The organism is Saccharomonospora sp. NPDC046836, assembly GCF_040645195.1.
Classification (GTDB): domain Bacteria; phylum Actinomycetota; class Actinomycetes; order Mycobacteriales; family Pseudonocardiaceae; genus Prauserella_A.
Genome location: NZ_JBEYXW010000048.1, coordinates 1 through 21,825 on the forward strand (window position 1 = coordinate 1; position 21,825 = coordinate 21,825).

Here is a 21,825-nt window from a genome sequence, read left to right on the forward strand (position 1 = left end):
GCGGCCGCGCGGAGATCATGGCGGGCCGGGGTGCGCTGCTCGATTCCTTCCGTATCTTCGGCCATGATCTCGCCGACTACGACGCCTTGTTCGAGCCGCCGCCCAGGCCGCCCAGGAAGTCGCCCGCGTCTACCGCCAGGACCAGGCCGCCATGGACGAGGGCGGCGTCGCCCAGGCATCCGCCGCCGTCCACCACGACTGACCGAAAGGGACACCTCCATGCCCGAACTGACCCCCCGGTCCGCCCCCGCCCCCGCTTCCGCCGCCCCTCGCGGCGCCAGCACCTTGAAGGGCGCAGGGGGCGGGCTCCGTCGCACCTCGGCCGTCTGGGACGACAACCGGTACGCCGCCGTCCAGCAGCGCCTCAAGGACCTCGCGGCCACCATGGACGCCATCAGCGACTCCCTGCAGCACTCCGCCAAGCGCATGAAGCAGAACGGCGAGGAGGCCGCCTCCACAGCCGCCGCCATCGCCCGCGCCGACCTCGACAGCGTCTTCGTCGAGCTCACCGAGGAGACCAGCTCCGCACTCGCCACCGCCCACAAGGCGACGAAGAAAACCGCGCGCAGCAGCCAGAGCCTGGCCGAGAAGGCGCACCAGGCCCAGACCCTCCACCAGCGCATGTACCAGCCCCTCGACCAGGTCCGCTCCGGCCGTCGGCACCGCACCCCCAAGCCCGGCTTCTTCAACCGCTGACCCCCACCCCAGGAGGGCCGGCCCCGCCAGCGGGACCGGCCCTCCTGCCCGACCCCAAGGAGAACTTCCGGTGTCCATCCGCCCCACGCCCCGCAGCGTCGTCCTGGAGCGCCTCGCCTACACCGCGGCCGCGCCCCTGCTGGCCGCCGCCCCGAACCTGGCCCCCGACGGCCCCCTCAACGTCGGCCTGCTGCTGGCCGGCGCGGTCGGCGTCGGCGGCGCCGTCGCCGCCGTGGCCGCGGACGAGGGCACCGGCCGCAAGCTCATGCGCAACTCCCCGCTCGTCACCGCCCTCGCCGTCGACATCACCGCGATGACGACCACCGGCTGGGGCATCGACGCGTGCCTGGCGGCCGGCTGGCTGGCCTGCGGCTGGCTCATCGCCCCCCTCTCCCGCCACCGCCGCCGCCTGGCCCCCGCCCTCGCCGCCCCCACCCCGCCGCCGGCCCTCACCGCCGCCGAGCCCGAGGACATCGAGGCGGAGAGCGTGGAGGAGCCGGCCTCCCCGCACCCCGACGACCACCCCGACCCGTTCACCCGGGGTGTCCGGAGCATGTGGGAGCGGGCGGGGCTCCCAGGCCGGACGCTGGTCATCACCACCGACCGCCACGAGGGCTACGACATCGACTGCACCCTGCTGGTGCGCGCGCTGGAAGAGGGCCGCCCGATCAGCGGCCTGACCAAGGCTCAGGTCGCCGCCGCCGTCGGCGTCGACGAGACCGACGTGCACCTGGCCCCCGTGCAGCGCCAGAGCGACGGCCGGCAGGGCGGGCCGGGCTGGCTGGAGGTCCGCATCACCCCCGAGGCCGCCGCCCGGCGCCGCAAGGCGCCCACCACCCGCGAATGGTGGGACGACCACATCGCCACCGGGCCCGTCCCCGGCTCCTCCTTCGTCCAAAAGGTCCGCGACGAGGACCGCAAGGTCACCCACTACGTCGCCCAGGTCCCCGAGGAGCTGGGCGAGGCCCGCGTCGACCAGCACGCCCTGGCCGCCGTCCTGAAGACGAAGTACGACGAGGGCCGCCTGTTCGTCACCACCGACGGCAACCAGGTCCTGGTCTCCCTGTGGGACACCTCGCCCCTGGCCCAGACCTTCCCCGCCACCCGCGAGCTGCTGACCCCCGACAAGGACGGACGGTGGGTCACCGGCTACCTCGGTAACGGGCAGCCGGCCCGCAACCGCGTCTACACCGACCGGGGAGCCGCGCACGGCCTGTTCGTCGCCCCCTCCGGCGGCGGCAAGACCCAGCTGATGGCCCTGCACATCGCCGCCGACGCCCTCTTCGGCGCCGTCGTCATGCTCGCCACCGAAGCCCCCGACGAGAAAACCCTCGCCCTGGGCGAACACACCGCCCGCTACGGCGTCGGCGCCCTCTACATGGTCCGGCTCCTGCGCACGATGGCCGCGCTGATGGAGATCCGCGGCGAGATGCTCTGGGACGACGGCCAGATCCACGAATGGGACCCCACCCGGCCCGGCTGCCCCTACTCACCCTTCTCCGGCTACCTCGACGAGTTCCTCTCCGCCGCCCGCCACCCCCTGTACGGAGACGAGATCATGGACCTCGCCGAGACCGTCTCCGTCAAGGGCCGCAAGTACGCCGTCGGCATCAAGGTCGCCGGCCAGTCCATCTACGTCCAGGACGGCTTCACCCAGCTCCTGTGCGAGAACCTCCGCGAGAACTGCATCCCCGTCGTCCTCAAGGTCGCCCCCAAGAAGGTCAACGAGATGTTCAAGACCCTCGGGATCGCCGGGGAGAACATCCCCGACCCCCTCCCCCGCTCCTTCTCCACCTCCGAGGCCGGCCGCATCGAGCGCGTCATGCGCGGCGAACCCGAGCCCCCCGCCGACTCCAACACCGGCGGCGCCGGCTGGATCGTCGAAGGCAAGCACCCCGAAGTCCTGCGCACCCTCTTCATGGACTTCAAGCAGAGCCTCGACCCGTACTTCCCCGACACCATCACGCCCCTGACCGACCACGAGATCACCGAACTCGACGCCCGCGGCCTGTGGTTCGACTGGACCCAGCCCCCACGCCCCGGCGAATTCGGCGACATCGAGGACGACGAGGACAGCGACGAAGACCGGCCCCCAAGCAACCGCGGCAGCCGGGCCGGCCTCTCCTCGCCCCGCGAGGCCCTGGACGCCATCAAACGCCTCAGCAACGCCTGACCCACCCCGCCCCATCCGCCAGGCGCTGCCGGACCCCTCCGGCAGCGCCTGTCCGGCATGCCCTCAAAACCCCGTACGGAGCCCCCAGTGGAACCCCTCCCCCAGCCCACCGCCCACCTGCCGCTGACCGACCGCGAAGCCGCCGCCGAGGCCGAACGCATCCTCGCCGCCGCCTACCAGCCCAGCCACCCCGCCCCCACCGCGACCCACTACCGCGACGACACCCCCCTGCCCACCCACGGCCCCACCCCGCCCGTCCCCCAGCCCGACCACCGCATCGTCCCCGCCTGGGCCGCCGGCACCGCCGTCGCCTCCATCGGCGTCGGCGCCGGCTCGGTCGGCCTCGGCTGCTGCGCCTGGCTGGTCCTCCAGGGCCTCGCCTCCGTCACCCTCTACGGCGTCCTGATGGTCACCCTCCCCTTCGCAGGCGCCGCGATGCTCACCACCGCGATCGGCTGCGCGGTCAGCAAGGCCCGCAAGGCCGGCCCGACGTCGGTCTACAAGGGCCCGGTCACCCAGAAGACCGAGATCCAGGTGAACAGCAGCACGCGCGGCATGTTCTTCGCCCGCACTCGCAACGACATCCGCTGAGCACCCGGCACCCCGCGTCGCACTCGAACCCCGCCCACCCGGCCGGGAGTCGAGTACGGCGCAGGCCGCCCCGAGCAGCCCGCACGATTTCCGGTACGCAGCGTGACCTCCTCGAAGGAGTAGCCCACCGTGGCTGACCACCCCACGAACATCCCTGGCCGGCGCCGTTCGGACACTGCGTCCGCGTCGGCTCGCCCGCTTGACCATCAGCAGTTGACGGGCCATCGCGCTCCACTGCGCTACCCCGGCCTGGGTGCCGGCAGTTCTCTGCTCCCGGCCTGCCGCGAGCATGGCCGCCCGGGTCTTCCCGTACAGCGGCTCCGCTTCGGTAGTCGATGCGGAAAGCCCGTCTGGCAGGAATACTTCCAGTTCCCCTCCGGGCGCCTGGACCCAGAGGAGCCGCTGCGGGCGGGAGCAGCGTGGGGGCTGAAAGAGGAGACCGGCGTCACCGTCGTACCCGTTACCTGAAGGAGACATCCCATGGGCCAGTCCGGCGCCCAGGGCACCACGTGCCCCATCTGCGGCGAGAGAACGTTCATCTCGCCCAACTGGAAGAAGATGTACATCCACACCCCGTCCGGCCAGACGGAGAACTGCTGGGCATCGGGCCTGACAGCCAGCGGAATCCTCCGCACCCGCGAGGCCAAGCAGGTGAAGCTCGCCCGCGAGCTGAGCGGATCTCTCACACCCATGGCCATGCCCGTCTGGTTTCCGCGCTGGGACGGCGAAACCTACCCCACCATCGCCCTCTTTGCCCGCCGTCGCATGGCCTACTGGCTCCCCGAGACCAACAAGGTGCTCCACGAAGAGAAGATCCAGGATCTACTCGGCAAGCAGGTCCGCCCCAGGTGGGAATCGGAGCATGCCTGCTGGACCATGGCCGACGTCCACTTCATCGACCTCGCAGACGAGCTTCTTCGGCGCTACCCGAACCTGTCGATCGGCCGCGAGTACAACGAGAACGAAAAGTGCTACTGGCAGTGCCAGCGCGCCCAGGGCTGGCGGTGCACCTGCTCCTGCCAGGCCCGCAACCACGCCGGGGGAAGCTGGATGGACCCCTGGAACGTCCTGTCCGAGGACAACAGCATTATCGACCAGGTCACCTGGACCTGGATGGCTGTCGAGCTGAAGACGCCCGAAGCCCACTGACACCCGCGGTACCCCCAATACCTTTTTGGTGGCTCCGCAATGGGGCTCCCGGCCTCCGGGCCCAGCATGACTCCCCCCTTGTTAACCATGATACGGGGGGTGGTGTCACCGGGCCCGGAGGCACTGACAGACCGCTGATTAGGGGCATGCCCACCAGCCTGTTCGCAGGTCGGGAGGCTCTTCGTAATGTGGATGTGGCGATCGGTGCCGTGGACAGCCGGGTGGAGCACGACCGGAGGACGCACGTGATCGAAACCGGCGACATCGACGTCTTCCTCGGCCTGGACGTCGGCAAGGGCGAACACCACGCCGCCGCCGTCCCCCCGGCTGGGAAGAAGGCGTTCGACAAGCGGCTGCCCAACACCGAGCCCAAGCTCAGGGAGCTGTTCGCGAAACTCCAGGCCAAGCACGGAACGGTGCTGGTCGTGGTCGACCAGCCGGCCTCGATCGGCGCCCTGCCGCTGGCGGTGGCCCGGGACATGGGCTGTCCCGTCGCCTACCTGCCCGGCCTGACGATGCACCGAATCGCCGACCTCTACCCCGGCGAGGCCAAGACCGACGGATGGCTTGGCGAAGCCGAAGGCCTCCGTGTCAGCCTCGAAGCCGCACGCAAGAAGCTGACCGACCTGGATCGAACCCGAAACCAGAACACAGCCCGGATCGCCGATCTCGGAATCCCGCAGATCAGGAAACCTTGACACACGCGAGGCGCGGCCCACTTCACGCTGCGCCTCGCGTCCAGAGCACGATCATGGTGCCTCGAATGCCACCTGAGCTCTGGGGCCGAAGACCGGAGCGTGGTCTCAGGCGAGAAGCGCGGACAGCCGGGCCGCTTGCCGCTCGGCCGTTCCTGGCGGATTACGAGGGCGTTCAGGGTCGTCGAAGGACAGCAGGAACAACCACACGAGTGCCAGCAACCTGCGGACCTCCGGAAGCCGAACACGTTCGGCAGCATTCAATTCGAACTGGCCCAAGAACGCCTCAACATCGAGAGGCTGGTCGATCCAGCTGGCAACGTGCTCGGTGATCTCTGCCAGTTCGAAAGAACGGTCGCTGAGACCAGAGTCCTCGAAGTCGACGACCCGCACGCGCGAGCCGTCCCAGAGATAGTTGGCGAGATTACCGTCGCCGGGACCGAAGACCAGAGGGACATTCGGCTGGTCGACACGGTCCATCTCCGAGTGGGCCAGCCATGCAAGGCCGCGGTCCATGGCATCGCCCACCTCACTGCTGACTCGTGGACGAGCTTGCGGCGCCCAAGCACGAATCTGGGCGATGAGTGCGTGCTGGCGACCGGGCCTGACAGGGATTTCGCTCAGGATGTCCGCAGGCACGGCCGCATAGAGCTCACTTGCCGCAGCAGCCAGGGCCTTCAGCTGTTGAGCGCTGAGCGACTGTCCTCGAAGCGGCTCACCTGGCAGGCGCGACATCACCACGACCGGCTCTTCGGCCACAAGGTCCGCGCTTTGCGGCACAGGGGCCAAGTCCGGTGCATACGCAGCGAGCAGGGTCAGCGCACGCCACTCCCGCTCGCTCCCCTCACGCCTCTCGCGCCGAAACCTCTTGATCACACTGCCGGGCTGGAGGTCGACAGCGTGAGTACTCCACGGAACGGAAGTCATGAAAGGCGATCTTGCCATCAGTCACACAAGCCTCGGCGCCGTAGTCCGGGAAAACCACTTCAAGGCTGTGAACGACACGGCCCGCCACGCGGCGGGGGACGCCGTCCTCGCCGCGTTCGGTACCCGACTCACCGCGTGGGCCGGCCCCCGCGTCGCCGCCGGCCGCCTCGGCGGCGACGAGTTCGCAGTGGTCCTGAGGCTTCCCGCCGACCGCCGCCAGCAGCGCCTCAACCAGCTAGTCCGGATGCTGCATACCCCGGTCACCCTGGACGACGGCCGCACCCTCGACGTCGCCGCCTCGGTCGGCGCCGCAACACCCGACGTCGTCGGCACCCGCGACCTGACCGCCCTGCAGCGGACGGCCGACGCCGCGCTGTACGACGGCAAGCACTCCGGCCGTGCCCACCTCGCCACCACCGCCCACACCTCGCTCCCGTCCGTCAACGGGCGCCGGAGCGGGCGTCCGGGCACGGCGCATGGGGGCGAGCGGCATGAGCACCGGAGCCCTTCCGCCGGCGGGCGACTGGATCCGCGGCATCAGCATCAAGCAGCCCAGGGCGGCCTGCATTCTGCACGGCGACAAGCGGATCGAGAACCGGCCCCGCCCGTGGCCCTGGCGCGGCTGGATGCTCCTGCACACCAGCCAGCAGACCGACCGAGCCGCCCTGCGCCTGCCGCCGGTCGCCCGCACGATCCGGGGCAGCGAGCTGCCCACCGGCGCCGTTATCGGTGTCGCCCGGCTGACCGGCTGCCACCAGGACCCGGACAGCGCGCCACCCTGCGGGCCGTGGTCGGAGCCCGGCCGGTGGCACCTCGAGCTCGACGACGTCCAGGAGCTCGCCCTGCCGATCCCCGCCCGCGGACACCTCGGGCCCTGGAAGCCCACCGCGGACCTGGTCGACCAAGTCCTCCAGCAGCTCCCCGACCTACGCCCGTGACCTGCCGAAGCCGCCCCGGACCCGCACCGCCCGAGCCCCCGCCGCGCCCGCCCCACTCCCGGACCGGCACCACGGGGCGCTCGCCGACCGGCCCAAGGGCGGCACAGACCAGGAACACGGCTGAACATCCTCTCCCTCCGGACGGAGGCCCATGAGCATCAGTACCAACCGCGACCGCGAAGCTGTCGATCGTGCGCTCGCCTACCTGGAGCCCCCGGCCTCGTCGCTGTGGCACCGGCACGGCCCGCAGCAGACCAGGCCACTCACCGCCGCGCAGCAACGCCGCAACCGCGAACTCCTGGCCCACGCGCAGCACTCCCCCCGCTCCCGCTCTACCAAGCCCGCCGCCTGATTGTCACCCCGGCACGACACGGCCCATGCAGCCCGGCCCCCGGAGGAGATCCCGACATGCAGCAGAGGACCAAGGCGCTCGACACAGGCGAACACGGGCCCGCTCCCCTGCCGGTGGGCCGCTTCCTACCCACCACCGCGGAGAGCCTGTCGGCGGAGAGCTACGCGGGCGTGCCGGTGGTCGAGCTGGACGGCGGCGACCTCGTCATCCTCATCACTGACCCGGACCGCGCCGCGCAGGCGTTGGCGGCCTACGCCCAGGCGTACGACCTGTCCCTGGACGACCGGGCCCTGGCCAGGCTGCGGTCCCGCTGGGTCACCTTCGAGCGGCAGCCAGAAGGTGACTGGCTCTTGGACGACGCCGAGCCGACCGACGACCTGGCCACCCGCGTCCACTACCTGCTCGGCTGACCCCCGGTCGCAAGTAGCGGCGGCACCCACACCGCCCGCCCCGGGGCCCCGTCGCTGCCTGCCTTCCCCCGACTCTCCTCACCGTCGCCAGAGCGCCGCCCGCCCGATCCGGCCGGGCGGTCGCTCTGTGGCGTCTCCACCCCTTCGAGACTGGAGATCCTCGTGCCTGATGTGTTCATCGACTCCTTCGGCGCCCGCTGGCAGGACCCGCCGCCGCCCCGCAGCCGCGCCGCCGTCCTTGGCATCAACCTCACCAACACCCTGCTGAACCCGCCCGACGACCCGGCCCTCGCCAGCACCGTCGCCCGCCAGACTGCATAGGACGCAGGCGTACGCGACTACGTCCTCAACACCCCCGGCGCCGCCCGGATCGTCAACGACGCCGTGCATGAACTCGCCGCGCTGCGGGCTGCCGCGCAGGGCCGTCCCGTCCAGCTCTTGGTGAACTGCTGGTAGGGACGCCACCGCGCACCCGCAATCGCCGACGCCATCGGCCGGCGGCGGCGGGAGGCCGGCGCCCAGGTGCAGGTGACCCACCACCACATCAACCGGCCGCCGGTCCCCCGAAAACATCCGCGCCCCGACTGCCCGTTCTGACGGCACATCTCCACACTCCCCCTCCCCAGCGACACCTCGGTCGCCGCACCCGTGCCCAGCACGCACACCAGCGCGTACTGCTGACGCTGCGGACGGGCCATGCGCCACCCCACACCGTCCGGCCTCGGACCCGTATGCGAGCGACAGCAGCGGCAACGCACCGTCCGAGCCACCATGCCCGCCCCGCGCCCGGATGACGTACTGCCCGGCCAGACCGAACTGGCGCCCACCGATCACCAACCCACCCTCTGGTCTCTCTGAAAGGACCACCCGGTGACCACCCAGCCCACCCTCGCCGCCCCCGGCCTTGACCGGCACATGGTGGAGGTCTACGCGGAGCGGCAGCGTCAGATCGCCCGCTTCGGCGACCAATACCACCCCGACGGCACCGGCAGCGCCACCGACCGCAAGCGCGCCGACGAGGCCCGCCGCCACTGCGACCACACCACCCGCACCGGACGGCTCACCTGGAACGACATGCTCACCGAGGAGGTGTGTGAGGCGTTGGCCGAGTCCGACCCGGACCTGCTGCGTACTGAGCTGGTGCAGGTGGCTGCTGTCGCACTGGCGTGGATCTCCGACCTCGACAGCCGCACCGAAGGGCTGGCCCGATGACCGCCCTCACCCGCGACTGCCCGTTCTGCCTCATCATCGACGGTCAGGCGCCCGCCACGATCGTCCACGACTGGCCTGACGCCGTCGCGATCGTGCCGCTCGGCCCGGTCGTCGACGGCCACACACTGGTCATCCCCAAGACCCACGTCAGCGACTTCGCGGACAACCCCGATGTGACCGGGGCGACCGCACGCCGGGCGGCGCAGCTCTGCCGTGACCTGGACCTGGTGCACGCCAACCTCATCACCAGCCGAGGTCGCGAGGCGACGCAATCGGTGACGCATCTTCACCTGCACCTAGTTCCTCGTCGCAACGGGGACGCCCTCGCGCTCCCGTGGGATCCGCGAGGCGAGGGCTCTGTACGTCCCGAGGGAAAGGTCACCAGATGACCACCAGGTGGGCCCTACAAGGCATGACCTGCGCATAGATGCGATCGGCGACCTCCGTGATCGGAAAGTCCGGCTTTCCTCGGGCGCGGTCGTATGCGCGCTTGGCCCGGCACCTCCTGCAGATCGATTGTGGAGGTGCCGGGCCACCTTGCGTTTCAGGTCGCTCGGCGAGTCGCCCGCGCGAACCGGACGCCGACGGCTTCGCTGTCCTGGTGGTCACCACGAACGTTTCCAGCCGGGAACGGCCGCGTCGGGCGCCCAGCCGCAGCCCCACATCGAGGGTGCTTGGTCAGCCGGTGTTGCGCCACCAGGCGGGAGACATGCTGAGGCTCCAGACTTCACCTGTCTGCTGGGGCCCCTCCGGCGTGCGGACGAAGATCCGTACGCCGGACTCGGTCACCCGGTGGCGGCGGATGTCCTCGGACGTGCCGGCCGCATCTGGCTCGGGTTCCACCGAGTACCCCAGCCTGGCGATGGCGGCGGCCAGCTGCTCGAATCGGACCGTGGGTGCGAACTCGCCGTAGGTGTCGCGCAGGGGTGCTGGTACGTCGGATTCGGTGTCCTGGGTGAGACGGTGTACCTGCAGGCTCACTCCGAAGCACGGCCAGGCGTCGTTGTCCTTCTGGAACGACAGCTCCACGAGTCCGTAGTCACGGCGCAGCAGGTCTGCGTCCTGGGTGTCGAGGTAGTCGGTGCCGAGCGCGGCTTCCCATTGGGCGGGCTGCGCTCCGATGCCCACTCCCAATACCTCACCGTGGGTGGCGACGTGGGCGTAGAAATCCAGGTCAGAGGTCACATCTTCTCCATCGCCTTGATGAGGGCCTGCAGTTCGTCGGTGCGGTCGTTGCTGAAGCGCCATTGCGGGGTGCGGCCCTCCTTCATGGCTTTGGCGCTGGACTCGAAGACCTCCTTGGCGGCCTTGGTCACCCTGATCATGTCCGCGCGGGTCTTGGGGTCGGACTTGATGGTGGCAATGACCGCGTCGACCTGCTTTTGGGTGGCGGTGCCTTTCCTGAGCCGGATCGACTCGCCACGGATGCCGCCCTTGCCGTCGGGGCGTAGTGCGACCTCCATGCCGTCCTTCATGTTGACGTGTGCGCCCTTGGTGACCCAGTCCTGGTCGACCTGCCCGACGTGGTCGATCTCGAGGCTGCACTTGTTCTTCTTGGCATTGTGGACGAGGAGGGGGGTGGTTCCGGCGAGCACGTGGTAGGTGTGCGCGTTGGCGACGGTGAGGTTGTAGACCGTCTGTTCGGCGGTGCGTGTTGAGACCGCGGTGACGGTGGCGTCCGTGCCGGTGGGCGTGTGCAGACGTGTTCCGGGAGTGAGGTCGACGGCGTCGGTCCATATGCCTGTGTCCGGGACCCAGAACGGGTGGTGGTCTGTTGCTGTGATGGTGTCGGTCTGGTTTCCGGCGGGGCCGTCGGTGTCGATGACCAGTGTGGTGAGGCGTTTCTGCCCGGTGCCTGTGATCAGGTCGGTGACGGGTTCGGCGCGGGTGTGGCCGGTTGTGGGGTCGGTGGCCAGTACGTGGTCGCCCTTGCGTATCTGCTCGATCGGGATGCTGTCCGCGTCGCCTGTGAGGACCAGGGTGCCGGGCGGGAAACTGTTGTCGGTGACGTTGCCGGCGAGGCATGCGGTCTTGCGGGCGTTGCGGATGTCGTCGGCGTTGAGGGCCTTCTCGCCGGCCTTCAACCAGCGCATCACCACCAGCGCCCCGGTCGCGCGGTCGAACCCGGTGAGTTCGTCGCCGGTGGCCAGATCCGTGCCGGTGACGGCTTCGATGATGCCCTTGCCGTCGCCGATGCCGGGCAGCAGGTCCAGCAGCAGTCCCATGCGGCGCTGTTGCTCGGCGTCGTCGAGAGCTGAGGTGCCGGAGCTCCAGGTGTCCTTGAGATGCGAGAAGTCGAAGTCGATGCCGGGCAGTTCGTTGAGCTTCTCAGCGCCCTTCTTGATGTCAGGCACGTGAGTGTTGAGCTTGTCCATGCCCTTGTTGGCCTGGTCGATGCCCCGGTTCATTTCGTCCAGGCCCTTGTTGGCCTGCCCGATCCCCCGGTTCATCTGGTCCAGGGCGCCGTTGACGTCGCCCAGCGAGGCGTTCATGTCGTCGAGGGCGTGACTCATCTGGCTGAGGCCGGCATTGATCGTGTCGAGATCCTCGCCCATGCCCTTGAGGCCAGTCCTGATGCTCTTGGCCGCGTCCTGGAAATCTGGATCGCCGATGAGCTCGGCCAGCGCGATGATGACCTGAAGGAAGGCGACGGTGACTTCGGCAAGGGCGATGACCGTCTGGATGGTCTCGTTGACCTTCGCGAGCCGGTTGTCGATGTCCGCTCGGGCGGCGTTCCAGGCGGCGTGGATCCGCTTCTCTGCCTGGGCCCGCAGGGTGGGGTCTGTGATCGAGGAGGGGTCTTGCTTGACCGCTTCCTTCAGCTCCTTGAACCCGGCAAGCTCCTTGCGCAGGCCGGCGAAGTGCTGAGTGTTGTCCTTGTGCAGGTGGTGGATGGCGTAGGCGGCGACGCCCACGCCTACACCGACGCGGAGCCCCTTGTCGGCGAACTCCCGGTAGCAGGAAGGTCTCTCAAGTAGTGGCTTTGCGCCGCAGCCGGAGTACTTCCTCGCTGCTTTGACGAGCTCCTCGAGTTTCTCGGCGGCGATGGCGGCCGTCTGACGGTTCTCTATCCCTTGGGCTGCGGAAGCGGTCTTCTCCCCCAGCCCCAGGCCGAACATGACGGCCAAGGCCATGACAAACGCGACTGTGTGCCGCGTCATGCGGTGGTACATATACGTCCTACGTCAAGGGCCCCCAGCCGAACCCATAGTTGGCTGCGGTGCCCAGAGTCCTCGGACGAGAACTCCCCCTGAAATTACCAAGCGGTAGCTTATGTCAGGTTCGTCGTCGTCAAACCCTGACAGAGCGCTCGCACTGCCCGGCCGCCGCGCCCTGCCCCCGGCTGCTTTCGGCGTCTAGCTCAGCAGCCACCACCTGTGCCCCCTCCGGAGGGAAGCCGGCCTTACCCCCGACTGGTACGAGGCCTGCCGCTTGGAGAGCCTCTCTGTGCGGCAGATCCGGCCCCACCATGTGAAAAGGGGGACACCTCACCGATCCGGGCACCTGCCTTCGCCGGAGTACCGCAGGCCGGATCGCTGGTGTGTCGCCCTCCCCGCCGGCGCCTCTGGGGAGCGAGGTATGAACCACAGGCCTGAGTGAGGCGGTGTACGAGACCACGCCCGTACACCCGCCAACCCCCTGCTGTACGGCGAGGCGAAGCAGGACACCGCTTCCCACTTCTCGGTGAGGAGCTGCGCGATCTGCCGCAGGATCCCTCTGAGTTCGGCGTGATGGGTCGACGGTAGCCCACAGCCGAGGGCTCTATTACGCCGTAATAATCGTCCGGCTTCCGGGGAGGGGCGGGCGGACCCTCGCCACCGGGGCTGCCCTTCGGTGAAGCGGGAGCGGACGCGGTGAGCGGCCAAGAACAAGGTCAAACTGTGCTTCACCCCGACCTACGCCTCCTGGGCCAACCCATCGAGGCCCACTTCGGACCGCTGCGGCAGTTCACCCTGGCCAACTCGAACCATCCCAACCACACGGTCCAAACCCGGGCCCTCCACGCCTACCTGTGCTGGCGCAACCAGAACCCCCGCCACCCCGACGTCATTGCAGCCCAACGACGTGAACGAGCCCGCCTCCGCAGTGAGAAGGGTGTCCGCTGGGGAGGGCGTCCCACCACGATGGCGGCCTGAATGACTACACCTGCTCCTGATACACCCTGATCTCGGTCGGCTTGAGTCTGTGGATCGTTGCCCAGGCTGCTCGTTCGGTCAGTCCTTGAGCCCACTCTTCGAGATCGTCTCCGGCATCGTGGAAGAACCACGAGTCGAAGCTTCCGAGGGCCTCCAGGGCGAGTGCGAGTCCGTATCTGAGCTCGCAGTGGACCTGTAGATGACGGTCGTGATCACCGTTGCTGTCGGAGATCTCGAACTGCCGGGTCAGCGTGAAGGCCGGAGGACCGTCGAACGCGTGGGTCCCGTACTGGAACAGAAGGCCGTCAGCGTCGGGTGTGTCCGAGACGTCGAACAGCCGTCGGCCGAATCGGAGGAAGGCAAGCCAGAGGTCCTCCGTGACCAGATCGTCAAGCGCTCGCTGCTCTGACCCTAGTTCGCCCTCTACCAGTCCCACGGCCTCGTCCACCGGCGGTCTCCGCGTGGTGAACCTTCCCGGTCACAGCACTAGTAGACGGAGACGCGGCTGCCCGCAAGGTCGCAGCCTGGCCCCTCTCAGTGACCGAATCGTCTGTGTGGTGGTGGGACCGGGGTTTCGTCGTCCTGCTGGCGATGTGAGAGGCGGACAAGGCCCACACACGTACGAGGCGGCTCCCGCCATCCGAGCCCTGAGTCGGACGACGGGAACCGCCATTTCGTTGAGGAGAGACTGCCTGCGCGCTCACTTCTCGGTGAGCAGATTGGCGACCTGCTGCAGGATCCCTCCGAGTTCGGCGCGATGGGCCGGTGGTAGCCCGCGGCCGAGGTCGGCGACGACTTGTTCTACGCCGCTGCTGACCATGAAGTACCGGTGGAGCATGGTGCTCCGCTCGTCGTCACTCAAGTGCTCGCGCACCGCGTCCATCAAGCCGGCTCCCCCGAGCTGAACGAGCAGTGTTCCAAGCGACTCCGGACCTGCTGCGCGCTGGGCCGGTGAGGCTTCGGCCTCCGACGTCCGGCTGGGGGCCAGGCCGTCGCCGTGGGTTCCTGAGATCGCGGTTGTCCCCTCGGGCGACGGCTCTATTACGCCGTAATAATCTTCCGGCTTCCGGGGGGCGGGCGGGCCCTCGCCTCCGGGGCTGCCCTTCGACGAAGCGGGAGCGGACACGGTGGGCGGCGAGTCCTTCTTGCGTGCCTTCGCCTTCTTCTCCTTCAGACGCGCTAGGTGCGCTGCCTGTTCCTCGGGCTTCCTGTTGCCTACCTGGCGCAGAAGTTCAGCGGGCTCCTCCCCCGCCGTGAGCTTCTCCTGCAGCTCCGGGGTCAGCCCAAGGAGCGCGAGGCGCTGGGAGACCCACCCCTGGGAGCGGTGCAGGCGGGCTGCGAGGGCTTGCTGGGTGCCGACGACCTGGAGGAGTTGCTGCAGGGCGCGAGCTTCGTCGAGGGGGTCGAGATCCTTGCGGTGGATGTTCGCGACGAGGGCGGACTCCAGGACCTCGTCGGCGTTGGCGCCGAGGTCTTCGTCGACGGTCACCTTGATCTCGGTCAGCCCCGCGTCCCGTGCGGCCGCGAGGCGGGAGTTCCCGTCGATGACGACGTACTTGGAGCCCTCGTCCAGGTTGTCGGCGTGATCAGGGTTGGCTTCGAGGTAGGCGACCCGCGACATGATGGTGATGGCCTGCTTCTGGCCGTGGTCGCGGAGGCTGGCGCCGAGTTCGGAGAGGTCGCCGAGGGCGGTGCGGGGGTTGGCCGGGTTGAGGCTGATCAGGCCGACGGGGAGCTTGACCGGGGGAGGGGCTCCCTCGGTGGGGGCCTTGGTGGCGTTGCTGATCGCCTGGCGGCGGGCGCTGACGGTCTGGGTCTGGGCGAAGGAGGAGCCGGCGCCGAGCCGGGCTGCCTTGCTGGTCATGCGATCTCCCGGGCGAGGGCGCGCAGTGCGAGGGACTGGGGGCACTGGGGGGCGTAGGCGAGGAGGGGCTGCTTCACGCGGACGGCCTCCTTCTGCTCCTTGAGGTCGCCGACGAGGCCGACGACGCGGGGGTCCCTTATGGCCATCCAGCTGTCGAGGGAGGAGGTGGCGATGTAGCCGCGGCGCGCGTCGTAGTGGTTGACGACGATGCCGAGGTAGTCGAGCTCGAGGTGCATGTCGGAGCGGAGGTCGTCGATCTGGTTGGTGAGGAGGCCGTAGGCGTCGGCTGAGCTGTCTTCGGCCTGGACGACGACGAGGATGCCGGAGTTGCCGAGGGGCTCTGTGTCACGGCGTCGGCCGTAGTAGGCGGCGGCGTCCATGCTGAGGCCGAGGCTCGGCGGGCAGTCGACGATGATGACGTCGTAGTCGGACTCGATGGGGGAGAGGGCGCGTTCGAGTGCGGCTTCGCGGGCCCTGACGCCGGAGAGCTTGACGTCGAGGAGGAAGGCGTCGGTGCAGGAGGGCAGGAGGTGGAGCCGGTCGTCGAACCGGTCGTCCTCGACCGCGACGACGAGGTCCTCGAGCTTGCCCTTCGCTTCGCCGGCCATGTGCTTGGTCAGGCTGTCTCCGTCCAGGTGGAGGAGTTCGTGCCCGAGTTGCTTGGTGAGGTGGCCTTGGGGGTCGAAGTCCACGAGGAGCACGCGCAGTCCGGGCCCGGGCAGCTGCTCGACTGCGGTGACGTCTGCGGCAGGGTCGGTGGACGTCCGTGCGACGGCGAAGTGCTTGGAGATGGCGACCGGGTAGAGCTGCTCGGGGCTCTCGGCGAGCGCCTGGCCCACCCCGGCGGTGACGGCGGTCTTGCCGACGCCGCCCTTCTGGTTGCAGACCACGAAGCGCTTGACGATGGCCGGTCGTTGGACGCCCGGCGCTGGATTGTTCTGCAGCCACGTGGAGACGGACTGGGCCAGCCCTTGGACCAGGGGGACACCACGGGCTCGGCATGCGGACTTGAAGTTGTCCCACTGGCCTGCCGGTAGCCAGGTGGAGAAGGCTTTGGCCCCGGCGGTGTCGATGCTGGGCAGGTTGGAGCCCAGCCCACTCCACGCCGAGATGCCCGCTTCCACTGCGTCCTGGATGTCGAGGTTGTGCTGTGCCGTACGGACCTTGAGTTCTTGCTGTAGGGGGGCCGGCAGCTTCGAGACGATCTTCTCCCGGTCTCCGGGAGGGGGCGGTGTCGATGACATGAGAGACACCTTACTAACTCCCAGGCTTGATCTGGCGTCATGGGAGTTACCTAAGGAAGGTGTCGACGTATTACGCCGTAATAAAGCTCAGGGGTCAGGGCCGGGGTCGGGGAGTGGGGGAGTGGAGGTCCCCACGTTCCTGACCGGTCGCAGTGAACGTCGAGCGGCGGTCACCGAAGGTGGGGGACCACTCGGTTCTCTGGCCGAAGGTTGAGTGATCGTTCAGGTCTGGTTCTCTGAAATCGCTGGGGAGCCCGCTACGACAGTCATCAAGTCCCGGCGGGACGCCGCCCACTGAGGGAGATCCTCACTTGATGGTTGTGGTGGGCATGCCCAAAGACCTCGCCGCTGAAGTGGGTACCGAGCTGGGGCGGTTGAGCGCCATGAGGCATCGCCGTGATCTCGGCCAGACCGATCGCGTCTGGGACACCGGCGATACGCAGGAAGACGCCGAAGGGCTGACGACCGACGACTTCGCCGGTCACCTGGGTCCCCACAGGAAGAGCCTCACACGTTGCCGGCCATGCGGCCTGGGCCCTATCGCTGCCCTTAACGCCGTTGTCTGGCCAGGAGTACTCATCCATCCCGGAGATCCTCCCTTCAGCGCCCTTGGACGAGCGAACGGGACGACCGCAGAAACGCTCAACCTTCACTGCGACAGGTCGCCTTCAGCGTGACGCCTCCCGCTTCGCCCCTCTCAAGCTGACCTGCTCTGGCCGCAGGCCCCCGCTCGATCATGCAGCCACCCGACCTCCGGTATCCGGCCCCGGGTGAAGGCGCCGGTCTGGGGGCGATGGTGCCTCAAACGACGCGTCCGGCCGGGCGCGCTGCAGTGCGCGTGCCTCATGTCGTCAAGCGCACGAGCCTCCGACGCGGGACAGGCCCCGCCCGCATGCCCGGTCAGCCACAAGACCACCCAACCGAGTCAGCGATCTCGGGCTCATACCCACCGAGATCGATAGCAACGCTCAAATGGTGCTTCGTTAGGTTCTGCGTCTACTCCGGTTGGACCTCCAGTTGGGAACCGGGTGGATGACCGAGTCGACCATCCAGGCTTCGGTGCGAAGCGACCCCGTTCACACGCTGGCACCTCGTCACCTGTGGCTCACCCACCTCACGACGCCCTCGCCGCGGCTGGTAGCCAGGCACTGGCCCTGCGCCGTGGCCGTAGGCTCGCCGGGTCCTGGCCTGGCGTGCATCTCCAGAGCCGCGAAGCGCGGTAGAGGACACACCTCGCCGCGTTTTGTCCGCCCTGAGCGCGCGTCAGCGCCCGTAACCGCTTCCCGAAGAGGATCTGCCGATGGCTTCGACCACCCACCACCGCACCCACGTCCTGCGCCTCGCATGTGCCCTCCTCATGTGCACCGTCGCAGCGGGCGCTCTGGCCGGCTGCGGCTCCGACACACCCAAGAAGAAGACGGCCTCTTCGCCCTCGGCCACTGCCTCCTCGACGCCGTCCAGCGATCCGGACCAGGCAGCGAAGGACAAGGTCCTCGCCGCGTACACGAACATGCGCGAGATCCAGATCAAGATGGCCGCGGACGGAGATCTGCACACCGAGGAACTGGCCAAGTACGCCAGGGGCGATGCCGCCACCGACCTTAAGAAGTCGGTCCTGCGCAACGAGTCGATGGGCATCAAGTTCACCGGCCGCCCGGAGATGAAGCCCCAGGTCACCGCCGTGAACACCGAAGGCAAGACCGCAACGGTCACCGACTGCTTCGACGCGACCAGCTGGAAGCCCGTTTACAAGGACTCCGGCAAGAAGCTCAAGCTCCCCGAGCAGCGCCTGAAGTACCCCGTCACGTCCCAAGCCACGCTGGAGGGCGACACATGGTTCGTCATGAAGGTCACAGCCGACCGCACAAAGGGCTGCTGATCCGTTCCGCCCGCGTAGTGGGTGTCCTTGCCCTGCTGAGCGCCGATCCGATGTCCCCTCGCCTGCGGGGCAACGAACAGTCTGCTGACCACGGCGGTCATACCCCGCGTCGCCCCGTTCCGCTCGCTCCACAACATCGGGGCCAGATCGCCCTCGCCGCCTTGAGACAAACTGACATGCCCGACCAGGCCGCCTTCGAATTCGGCAACCCAGGAGCCCAGCAGGGGACCGCGTGACAGCCACTCGCCGGGCCGATCCGGCCAGTTCACCGGATAGCCGTCGCGCGCATGGACCTCCGCCAGGACCCGCGCACGCACTCCTCAACATCGCCATCAGCCCTCTGCCGGACCCAGCGGCTCGGCCTCTCATCCGGCACCCCGGAGCACTCGATGTTCACTCCGGCATAGAAACACAGGCCACAGAGTCACAACCAGCCACTTTCGATACAGGCCCTAGAAGAGAGCTGAAGGCCCCGAGGCAACCTTGCACCGAGCCGTCCAGCGGATCGTGATTACCGAGCACGGTCTCTCGAGGTCGTCGCCCCAGAGGTGCTGCCCTTCGGTAACATGCAGACGGAGCCAACCGCACGAGCCAACGAGGCTGAGGACTGGGCAGTCCCAGACACTGGCCTCGGTCTCCCGCTTGGGAGAACGCGAGGTGGAGGTTGGGGAGCTCGCCATCGAGACCGGCCCCTCCTCCGCCCGGATCCGGGCCCACCCGGACGACCCACCACACGAGCCTGACGGCACGTCACAACCAGCCGCGGTTCAGGCATCCTGCGCCTGACCCGGAGGCTTGTGCCGAACATGCGGCTGCTGCTGACGGCGGATGCTGTCGGCAGGCAGGGCTCTTCGGTGAGGTACAGTTGATCTTGAGGTTGCCCGGCTGCTTCGACGGCGTGGTGCCCGTGCGTTGGTGGTCCAAGGAAAGACGCCCCGCTTCCTGCGGGGAGATGCAGGTGCAAGGCCTGCCCAGCGCTCCACAAGAAGGGGGTTCGTTCCTGTCGTCACAGGAACGAACCCCCTTCTTTCTGTGTCGGATGCATCTCCGCATGTGGGGGTCGACGGGGTGAGGCATGCCAGCTTCCCCATTCTCGGAGAGCATCCCCGAAGGTGCGGGTGCGGGTGCGGCCGGTCTGCTCCAAAGGCAACCGCCACGCTGGCGGCCTTCGCGTTCCCGGCCTTGAGCCGCGCATTGTGATCTTCGACCTCCTCGGAGAGTCACCGCTGCCGTTCCGTGACTGTGACATGACTGCGTTCGGCGGGCTGCTGCGGGGCTTGGCCGCCTCCGGAAGGCAACCGCCTGCGCAGGGTACTCAGGGGCGGCCCAGGGCGCGGTAGGTCCATCCGGCGGCCTGCCAGCGGGCGGGGTTCAGGGTGCCCCGGCCGTCGATGACGCGGGTGGCGAGGTCGGCCGGGTCGATGCGGGTGGTGGACCCTGAATTGGCCTGATCCGCACACGGAGAAGACCCGGAAACGGTAGGACAGACGCGAGCCAACAGGACAAGGGGGAGAAGACGTGATCGAAGCCCTACGGGTGCTGCTGCTGTTCATGGTGGGTGCAGGGATCTGGGCGGCCTGGCGGCGCAGCCTGTTCCCCGGGACATGGGCCCACACTTTCCACACGGCATACGCCGAAGAGCGCGCCTTGCTCACCCAGGCGCGCAGCAGACTGCGCACGGTGGACAGGGACCAGCGCCAGGCGGAGACGGAGGCAGCCGCGCAGGTCAAGGCGGAACGCGAAAAGCACGAACAGCGGCTCGACAAGCTGGAGCGCGACGTTGCGCTCCTATACGATCCCGGCCACGGCACAGAACTGGGACGTCTCGGAGACCTCGTCCTGTACGAGCACGCGGTCGCGGCCTCACTGGAAAGCCGGCTGCTCCCACTGCACGGACTGCGCGCCCGCTTCGACCGCGGGGACCGCGTTCACTCGCTGTATCTGACCAAGCCTGACGGCGGCGGTGACCGGGCGAAGTTCCCTCACCGTCCTGATCCCACAGCAGGCCCGGAGAACAGCGTTCGGCTCTTCGACGAGGAAGAGGTCCGAGACTTCGAGATGAAGATCAACGATGCCGCGGCGGAAGAGAGAATGTTCCGGGCAGGCCTGGCGGAACAGCTCACCGGAAAACGTGAAGAACTGGCCGAAGCGCGCAAGGACACCACCCGGCTGAAGGCCGCCGAACAGACTCAGGCGGACGTGAAGAACCGCAACCGCACCGACCCCCGCCGCCAAGAAGCCCTCGCCAACCTGGCAGCCGCGCGCAGCCGATGGCAGGACCTCACCGCGCGCCAGCCGCCGAGGTAGCCCAACGGCCGTGCCGCACGACTCAAGCAACTGCAGGGATTTCCTCAAAGCCTGTGATCTGCCTGAGAGCCCCGTGGAAGCCCTGGGAGACCACCTGAGCCGGGCGCGGCGCGTCGAGAAGCAAGAGTACGCGTCGGTTCGACCGCAACCGGCCGGTGGAGCGACCTAACGAGCTCGTGCACGGTAGGCGGTGAGACGTCGAGCCTGGATGGTTGATCATGGTCAGGTGGTGGGGAACGCAACGCGTGCGGTGATCATCAGCAATCGGCGGATCACGGGCCTGACTGCCGGCGTGATTGCTGAACTCGTCGAGGAGATCGGCCCGGTGTGGCAGGAGCGTCACCAGGCGAGGCTTGCCGCTCGATCGCGTAAGCGGGCGGTGGGCGCCGGCGCGAAGCACCGGCTGGTGTTCGTCGACCGGCTCCTGGCCACGCTCGTCCATCTTCGTCATGGGGCCACCCATGACGTGCTGGCCTGCTGGTTCGGAGTGGACCGCTCCACCATCACCCGGGCCGTCGGTGAGGTGCGGCCCCTGCTCGCCGAGCGAGGGTGCACCGTCAGCCCTGACGTGCGGCTGCGGTCTTTGGCCGAGGTCATCGACCATCTCGGCTCGAGCGGGACGACCGGCATCGTCGACGGTACCGAGATCCGGGTTCGCCGCCCGGCCGCCGGACGCAAGGACCGCGACAAGTTCATCTCCGGCAAGAACAAGCAGAACGCCGTCAAGTCCATGGTCGTCACAGACGGCGAAGGCCACGTGCTCTGGTGCAGCCCAGCACGGCCTGCAAGCTGCGCGGACATCACCCAAGCCCGCCAGTTAGGGCTGGTCAGGCTCCTGGCCGACGGGCCCCCGGTGGAGATCCTCGCCGATGCCGGCTACCAGGGCCTGGGCGCACAGACCGGTGGCCGGGTGGTGACGCCACCGCACCGCAAGTTCAAGAAGAACGCCCCGGGCTGGTACGAGGAGATGCACGAACGCCAGCGCAAGGCACATTCCTCACGCCGTATCCGGGTCGAGCACGGCATCGCCCATCTGAAGAACTGGCGGGCCCTGGCCCGTCATCTCGGCCGCCGCGAGCATATGAGCGACACCATCCAAGCCGTCGCTGGCCTGCTGTCCCACCAGCAGACCGTGGACCTGAAGCCGACACGGCAGACGTGAACCCAGGTCGCACCGAGGCTCGCGACGTCTCACCGCTTACCGTGCACGAGCTCGTAAGGGCTGTCCCGTAAGTGATCTTGCTCTGCGATG

At 68.5% G+C, this 21,825-nt stretch carries 19 protein-coding genes and 3 pseudogenes; 15 read left to right on the forward strand and 7 right to left on the reverse strand.

The genetic code is table 11. The annotated features are described in order from the left end of the window. The first annotated feature begins 219 nt into the window (after window positions 1-219). From ABZ863_RS31870 to ABZ863_RS31890, 5 genes and pseudogenes are all read left to right on the forward strand, one after another. Complete coding sequence (locus tag ABZ863_RS31870) at window positions 220-696, forward strand: hypothetical protein (RefSeq protein WP_358543111.1); 477 nt, start codon at window positions 220-222, stop codon at window positions 694-696. A gap of 70 nt (window positions 697-766) precedes the next feature. Beyond that, window positions 767-2,869, forward strand: a complete 2,103-nt coding sequence (locus ABZ863_RS31875) for a hypothetical protein (protein WP_358543114.1) — start codon at window positions 767-769, stop codon at window positions 2,867-2,869. Between the two features lie 87 nt (window positions 2,870-2,956). Beyond that, window positions 2,957-3,460, forward strand: a complete 504-nt coding sequence (locus tag ABZ863_RS31880) for a hypothetical protein (protein ID WP_030699351.1) — start codon at window positions 2,957-2,959, stop codon at window positions 3,458-3,460. 480 nt (window positions 3,461-3,940) lie between these two features. Further along, a complete protein-coding gene (locus ABZ863_RS31885) occupies window positions 3,941-4,609 on the forward strand; it encodes a hypothetical protein (RefSeq protein WP_358543118.1) in 669 nt (222 codons plus the stop codon). A 245-nt stretch (window positions 4,610-4,854) separates the two neighbouring features. After that, window positions 4,855-5,169, forward strand: a pseudogene (locus tag ABZ863_RS31890) (IS110 family transposase); the annotation flags it as partial. Between the two features lie 243 nt (window positions 5,170-5,412). On the opposite strand, the gene ABZ863_RS31895 reads toward ABZ863_RS31890, so the two are convergent. Further along, window positions 5,413-6,231: a phosphotransferase gene (locus ABZ863_RS31895; RefSeq protein WP_358543121.1), complete on the reverse strand. Its 819-nt coding sequence runs from the start codon at window positions 6,229-6,231 to the stop codon at window positions 5,413-5,415. Here ABZ863_RS31895 and ABZ863_RS31900 point away from each other — a divergent pair. The 7 genes and pseudogenes from ABZ863_RS31900 to ABZ863_RS31930 form a co-directional block, all read left to right on the forward strand. Then, window positions 6,230-6,583 (forward strand): annotated as a pseudogene (locus ABZ863_RS31900) (diguanylate cyclase); the annotation flags it as partial. The gene ABZ863_RS31895 and the pseudogene ABZ863_RS31900 sit on opposite strands and share 2 nt — an antisense overlap. Before the next feature lie 139 nt (window positions 6,584-6,722). Next, complete coding sequence (locus ABZ863_RS31905) at window positions 6,723-7,169, forward strand: hypothetical protein (RefSeq protein WP_358543202.1); 447 nt, start codon at window positions 6,723-6,725, stop codon at window positions 7,167-7,169. Between the two features lie 151 nt (window positions 7,170-7,320). Next, window positions 7,321-7,521, forward strand: a complete 201-nt coding sequence (locus tag ABZ863_RS31910; RefSeq protein ID WP_358543124.1) for a hypothetical protein — start codon at window positions 7,321-7,323, stop codon at window positions 7,519-7,521. A gap of 56 nt (window positions 7,522-7,577) precedes the next feature. Next, complete coding sequence (locus tag ABZ863_RS31915) at window positions 7,578-7,931, forward strand: hypothetical protein (protein ID WP_358543127.1); 354 nt, start codon at window positions 7,578-7,580, stop codon at window positions 7,929-7,931. Between the two features lie 162 nt (window positions 7,932-8,093). After that, a complete protein-coding gene (locus ABZ863_RS31920) occupies window positions 8,094-8,252 on the forward strand; it encodes a hypothetical protein (RefSeq protein ID WP_358543130.1) in 159 nt (52 codons plus the stop codon). 549 nt (window positions 8,253-8,801) lie between these two features. Further along, window positions 8,802-9,143 (forward strand): hypothetical protein, encoded by a 342-nt coding sequence (locus ABZ863_RS31925; RefSeq protein ID WP_358543133.1) that lies wholly within the window; start codon window positions 8,802-8,804, stop codon window positions 9,141-9,143. Continuing rightward, complete coding sequence (locus ABZ863_RS31930; protein WP_352279181.1) at window positions 9,140-9,532, forward strand: HIT family protein; 393 nt, start codon at window positions 9,140-9,142, stop codon at window positions 9,530-9,532. Before ABZ863_RS31925 ends, ABZ863_RS31930 begins: the two co-directional genes overlap by 4 nt. Before the next feature lie 289 nt (window positions 9,533-9,821). On the opposite strand, the gene ABZ863_RS31935 is transcribed toward ABZ863_RS31930, so the two are convergent. From ABZ863_RS31935 to ABZ863_RS31955, 5 genes are all read right to left on the reverse strand, one after another. Then, a complete protein-coding gene (locus ABZ863_RS31935) occupies window positions 9,822-10,328 on the reverse strand; it encodes a hypothetical protein (protein WP_030699340.1) in 507 nt (168 codons plus the stop codon). After that, a complete protein-coding gene (locus ABZ863_RS31940; protein WP_358543137.1) occupies window positions 10,325-12,304 on the reverse strand; it encodes a polymorphic toxin-type HINT domain-containing protein in 1,980 nt (659 codons plus the stop codon). The genes ABZ863_RS31935 and ABZ863_RS31940 overlap by 4 nt, the downstream gene beginning before the upstream one ends. Window positions 12,305-13,283: 979 nt before the next feature. After that, on the reverse strand, window positions 13,284-13,727 hold the full coding sequence (locus ABZ863_RS31945) for a hypothetical protein (RefSeq protein WP_358543140.1): 444 nt from the start codon (window positions 13,725-13,727) through the stop codon (window positions 13,284-13,286). 252 nt (window positions 13,728-13,979) lie between these two features. After that, complete coding sequence (locus ABZ863_RS31950; protein ID WP_358543143.1) at window positions 13,980-15,143, reverse strand: ParB/RepB/Spo0J family partition protein; 1,164 nt, start codon at window positions 15,141-15,143, stop codon at window positions 13,980-13,982. Then, window positions 15,140-16,387, reverse strand: coding sequence for a ParA family protein (locus tag ABZ863_RS31955; RefSeq protein ID WP_358543146.1), 1,248 nt, complete (start codon window positions 16,385-16,387; stop codon window positions 15,140-15,142). The genes ABZ863_RS31950 and ABZ863_RS31955 overlap by 4 nt, the downstream gene beginning before the upstream one ends. A 1,300-nt stretch (window positions 16,388-17,687) precedes the next feature. Here ABZ863_RS31955 and ABZ863_RS31960 point away from each other — a divergent pair. Continuing rightward, the gene (locus ABZ863_RS31960) at window positions 17,688-18,266 is read left to right on the forward strand and encodes a hypothetical protein (RefSeq protein WP_358543149.1); all 579 of its coding nucleotides are present in this window, start codon (window positions 17,688-17,690) and stop codon (window positions 18,264-18,266) included. A gap of 50 nt (window positions 18,267-18,316) precedes the next feature. Here ABZ863_RS31960 and ABZ863_RS31965 read toward each other — a convergent pair. Next, a pseudogene (locus ABZ863_RS31965) lies at window positions 18,317-18,583 on the reverse strand (GNAT family N-acetyltransferase); the annotation flags it as partial. A gap of 1,219 nt (window positions 18,584-19,802) precedes the next feature. Here ABZ863_RS31965 and ABZ863_RS31970 point away from each other — a divergent pair. Then, complete coding sequence (locus ABZ863_RS31970; RefSeq protein WP_358543152.1) at window positions 19,803-20,573, forward strand: hypothetical protein; 771 nt, start codon at window positions 19,803-19,805, stop codon at window positions 20,571-20,573. Between the two features lie 229 nt (window positions 20,574-20,802). After that, window positions 20,803-21,735, forward strand: a complete 933-nt coding sequence (locus tag ABZ863_RS31975) for a transposase family protein (RefSeq protein WP_358543155.1) — start codon at window positions 20,803-20,805, stop codon at window positions 21,733-21,735. The last annotated feature ends 90 nt before the right edge of the window (window positions 21,736-21,825 follow it).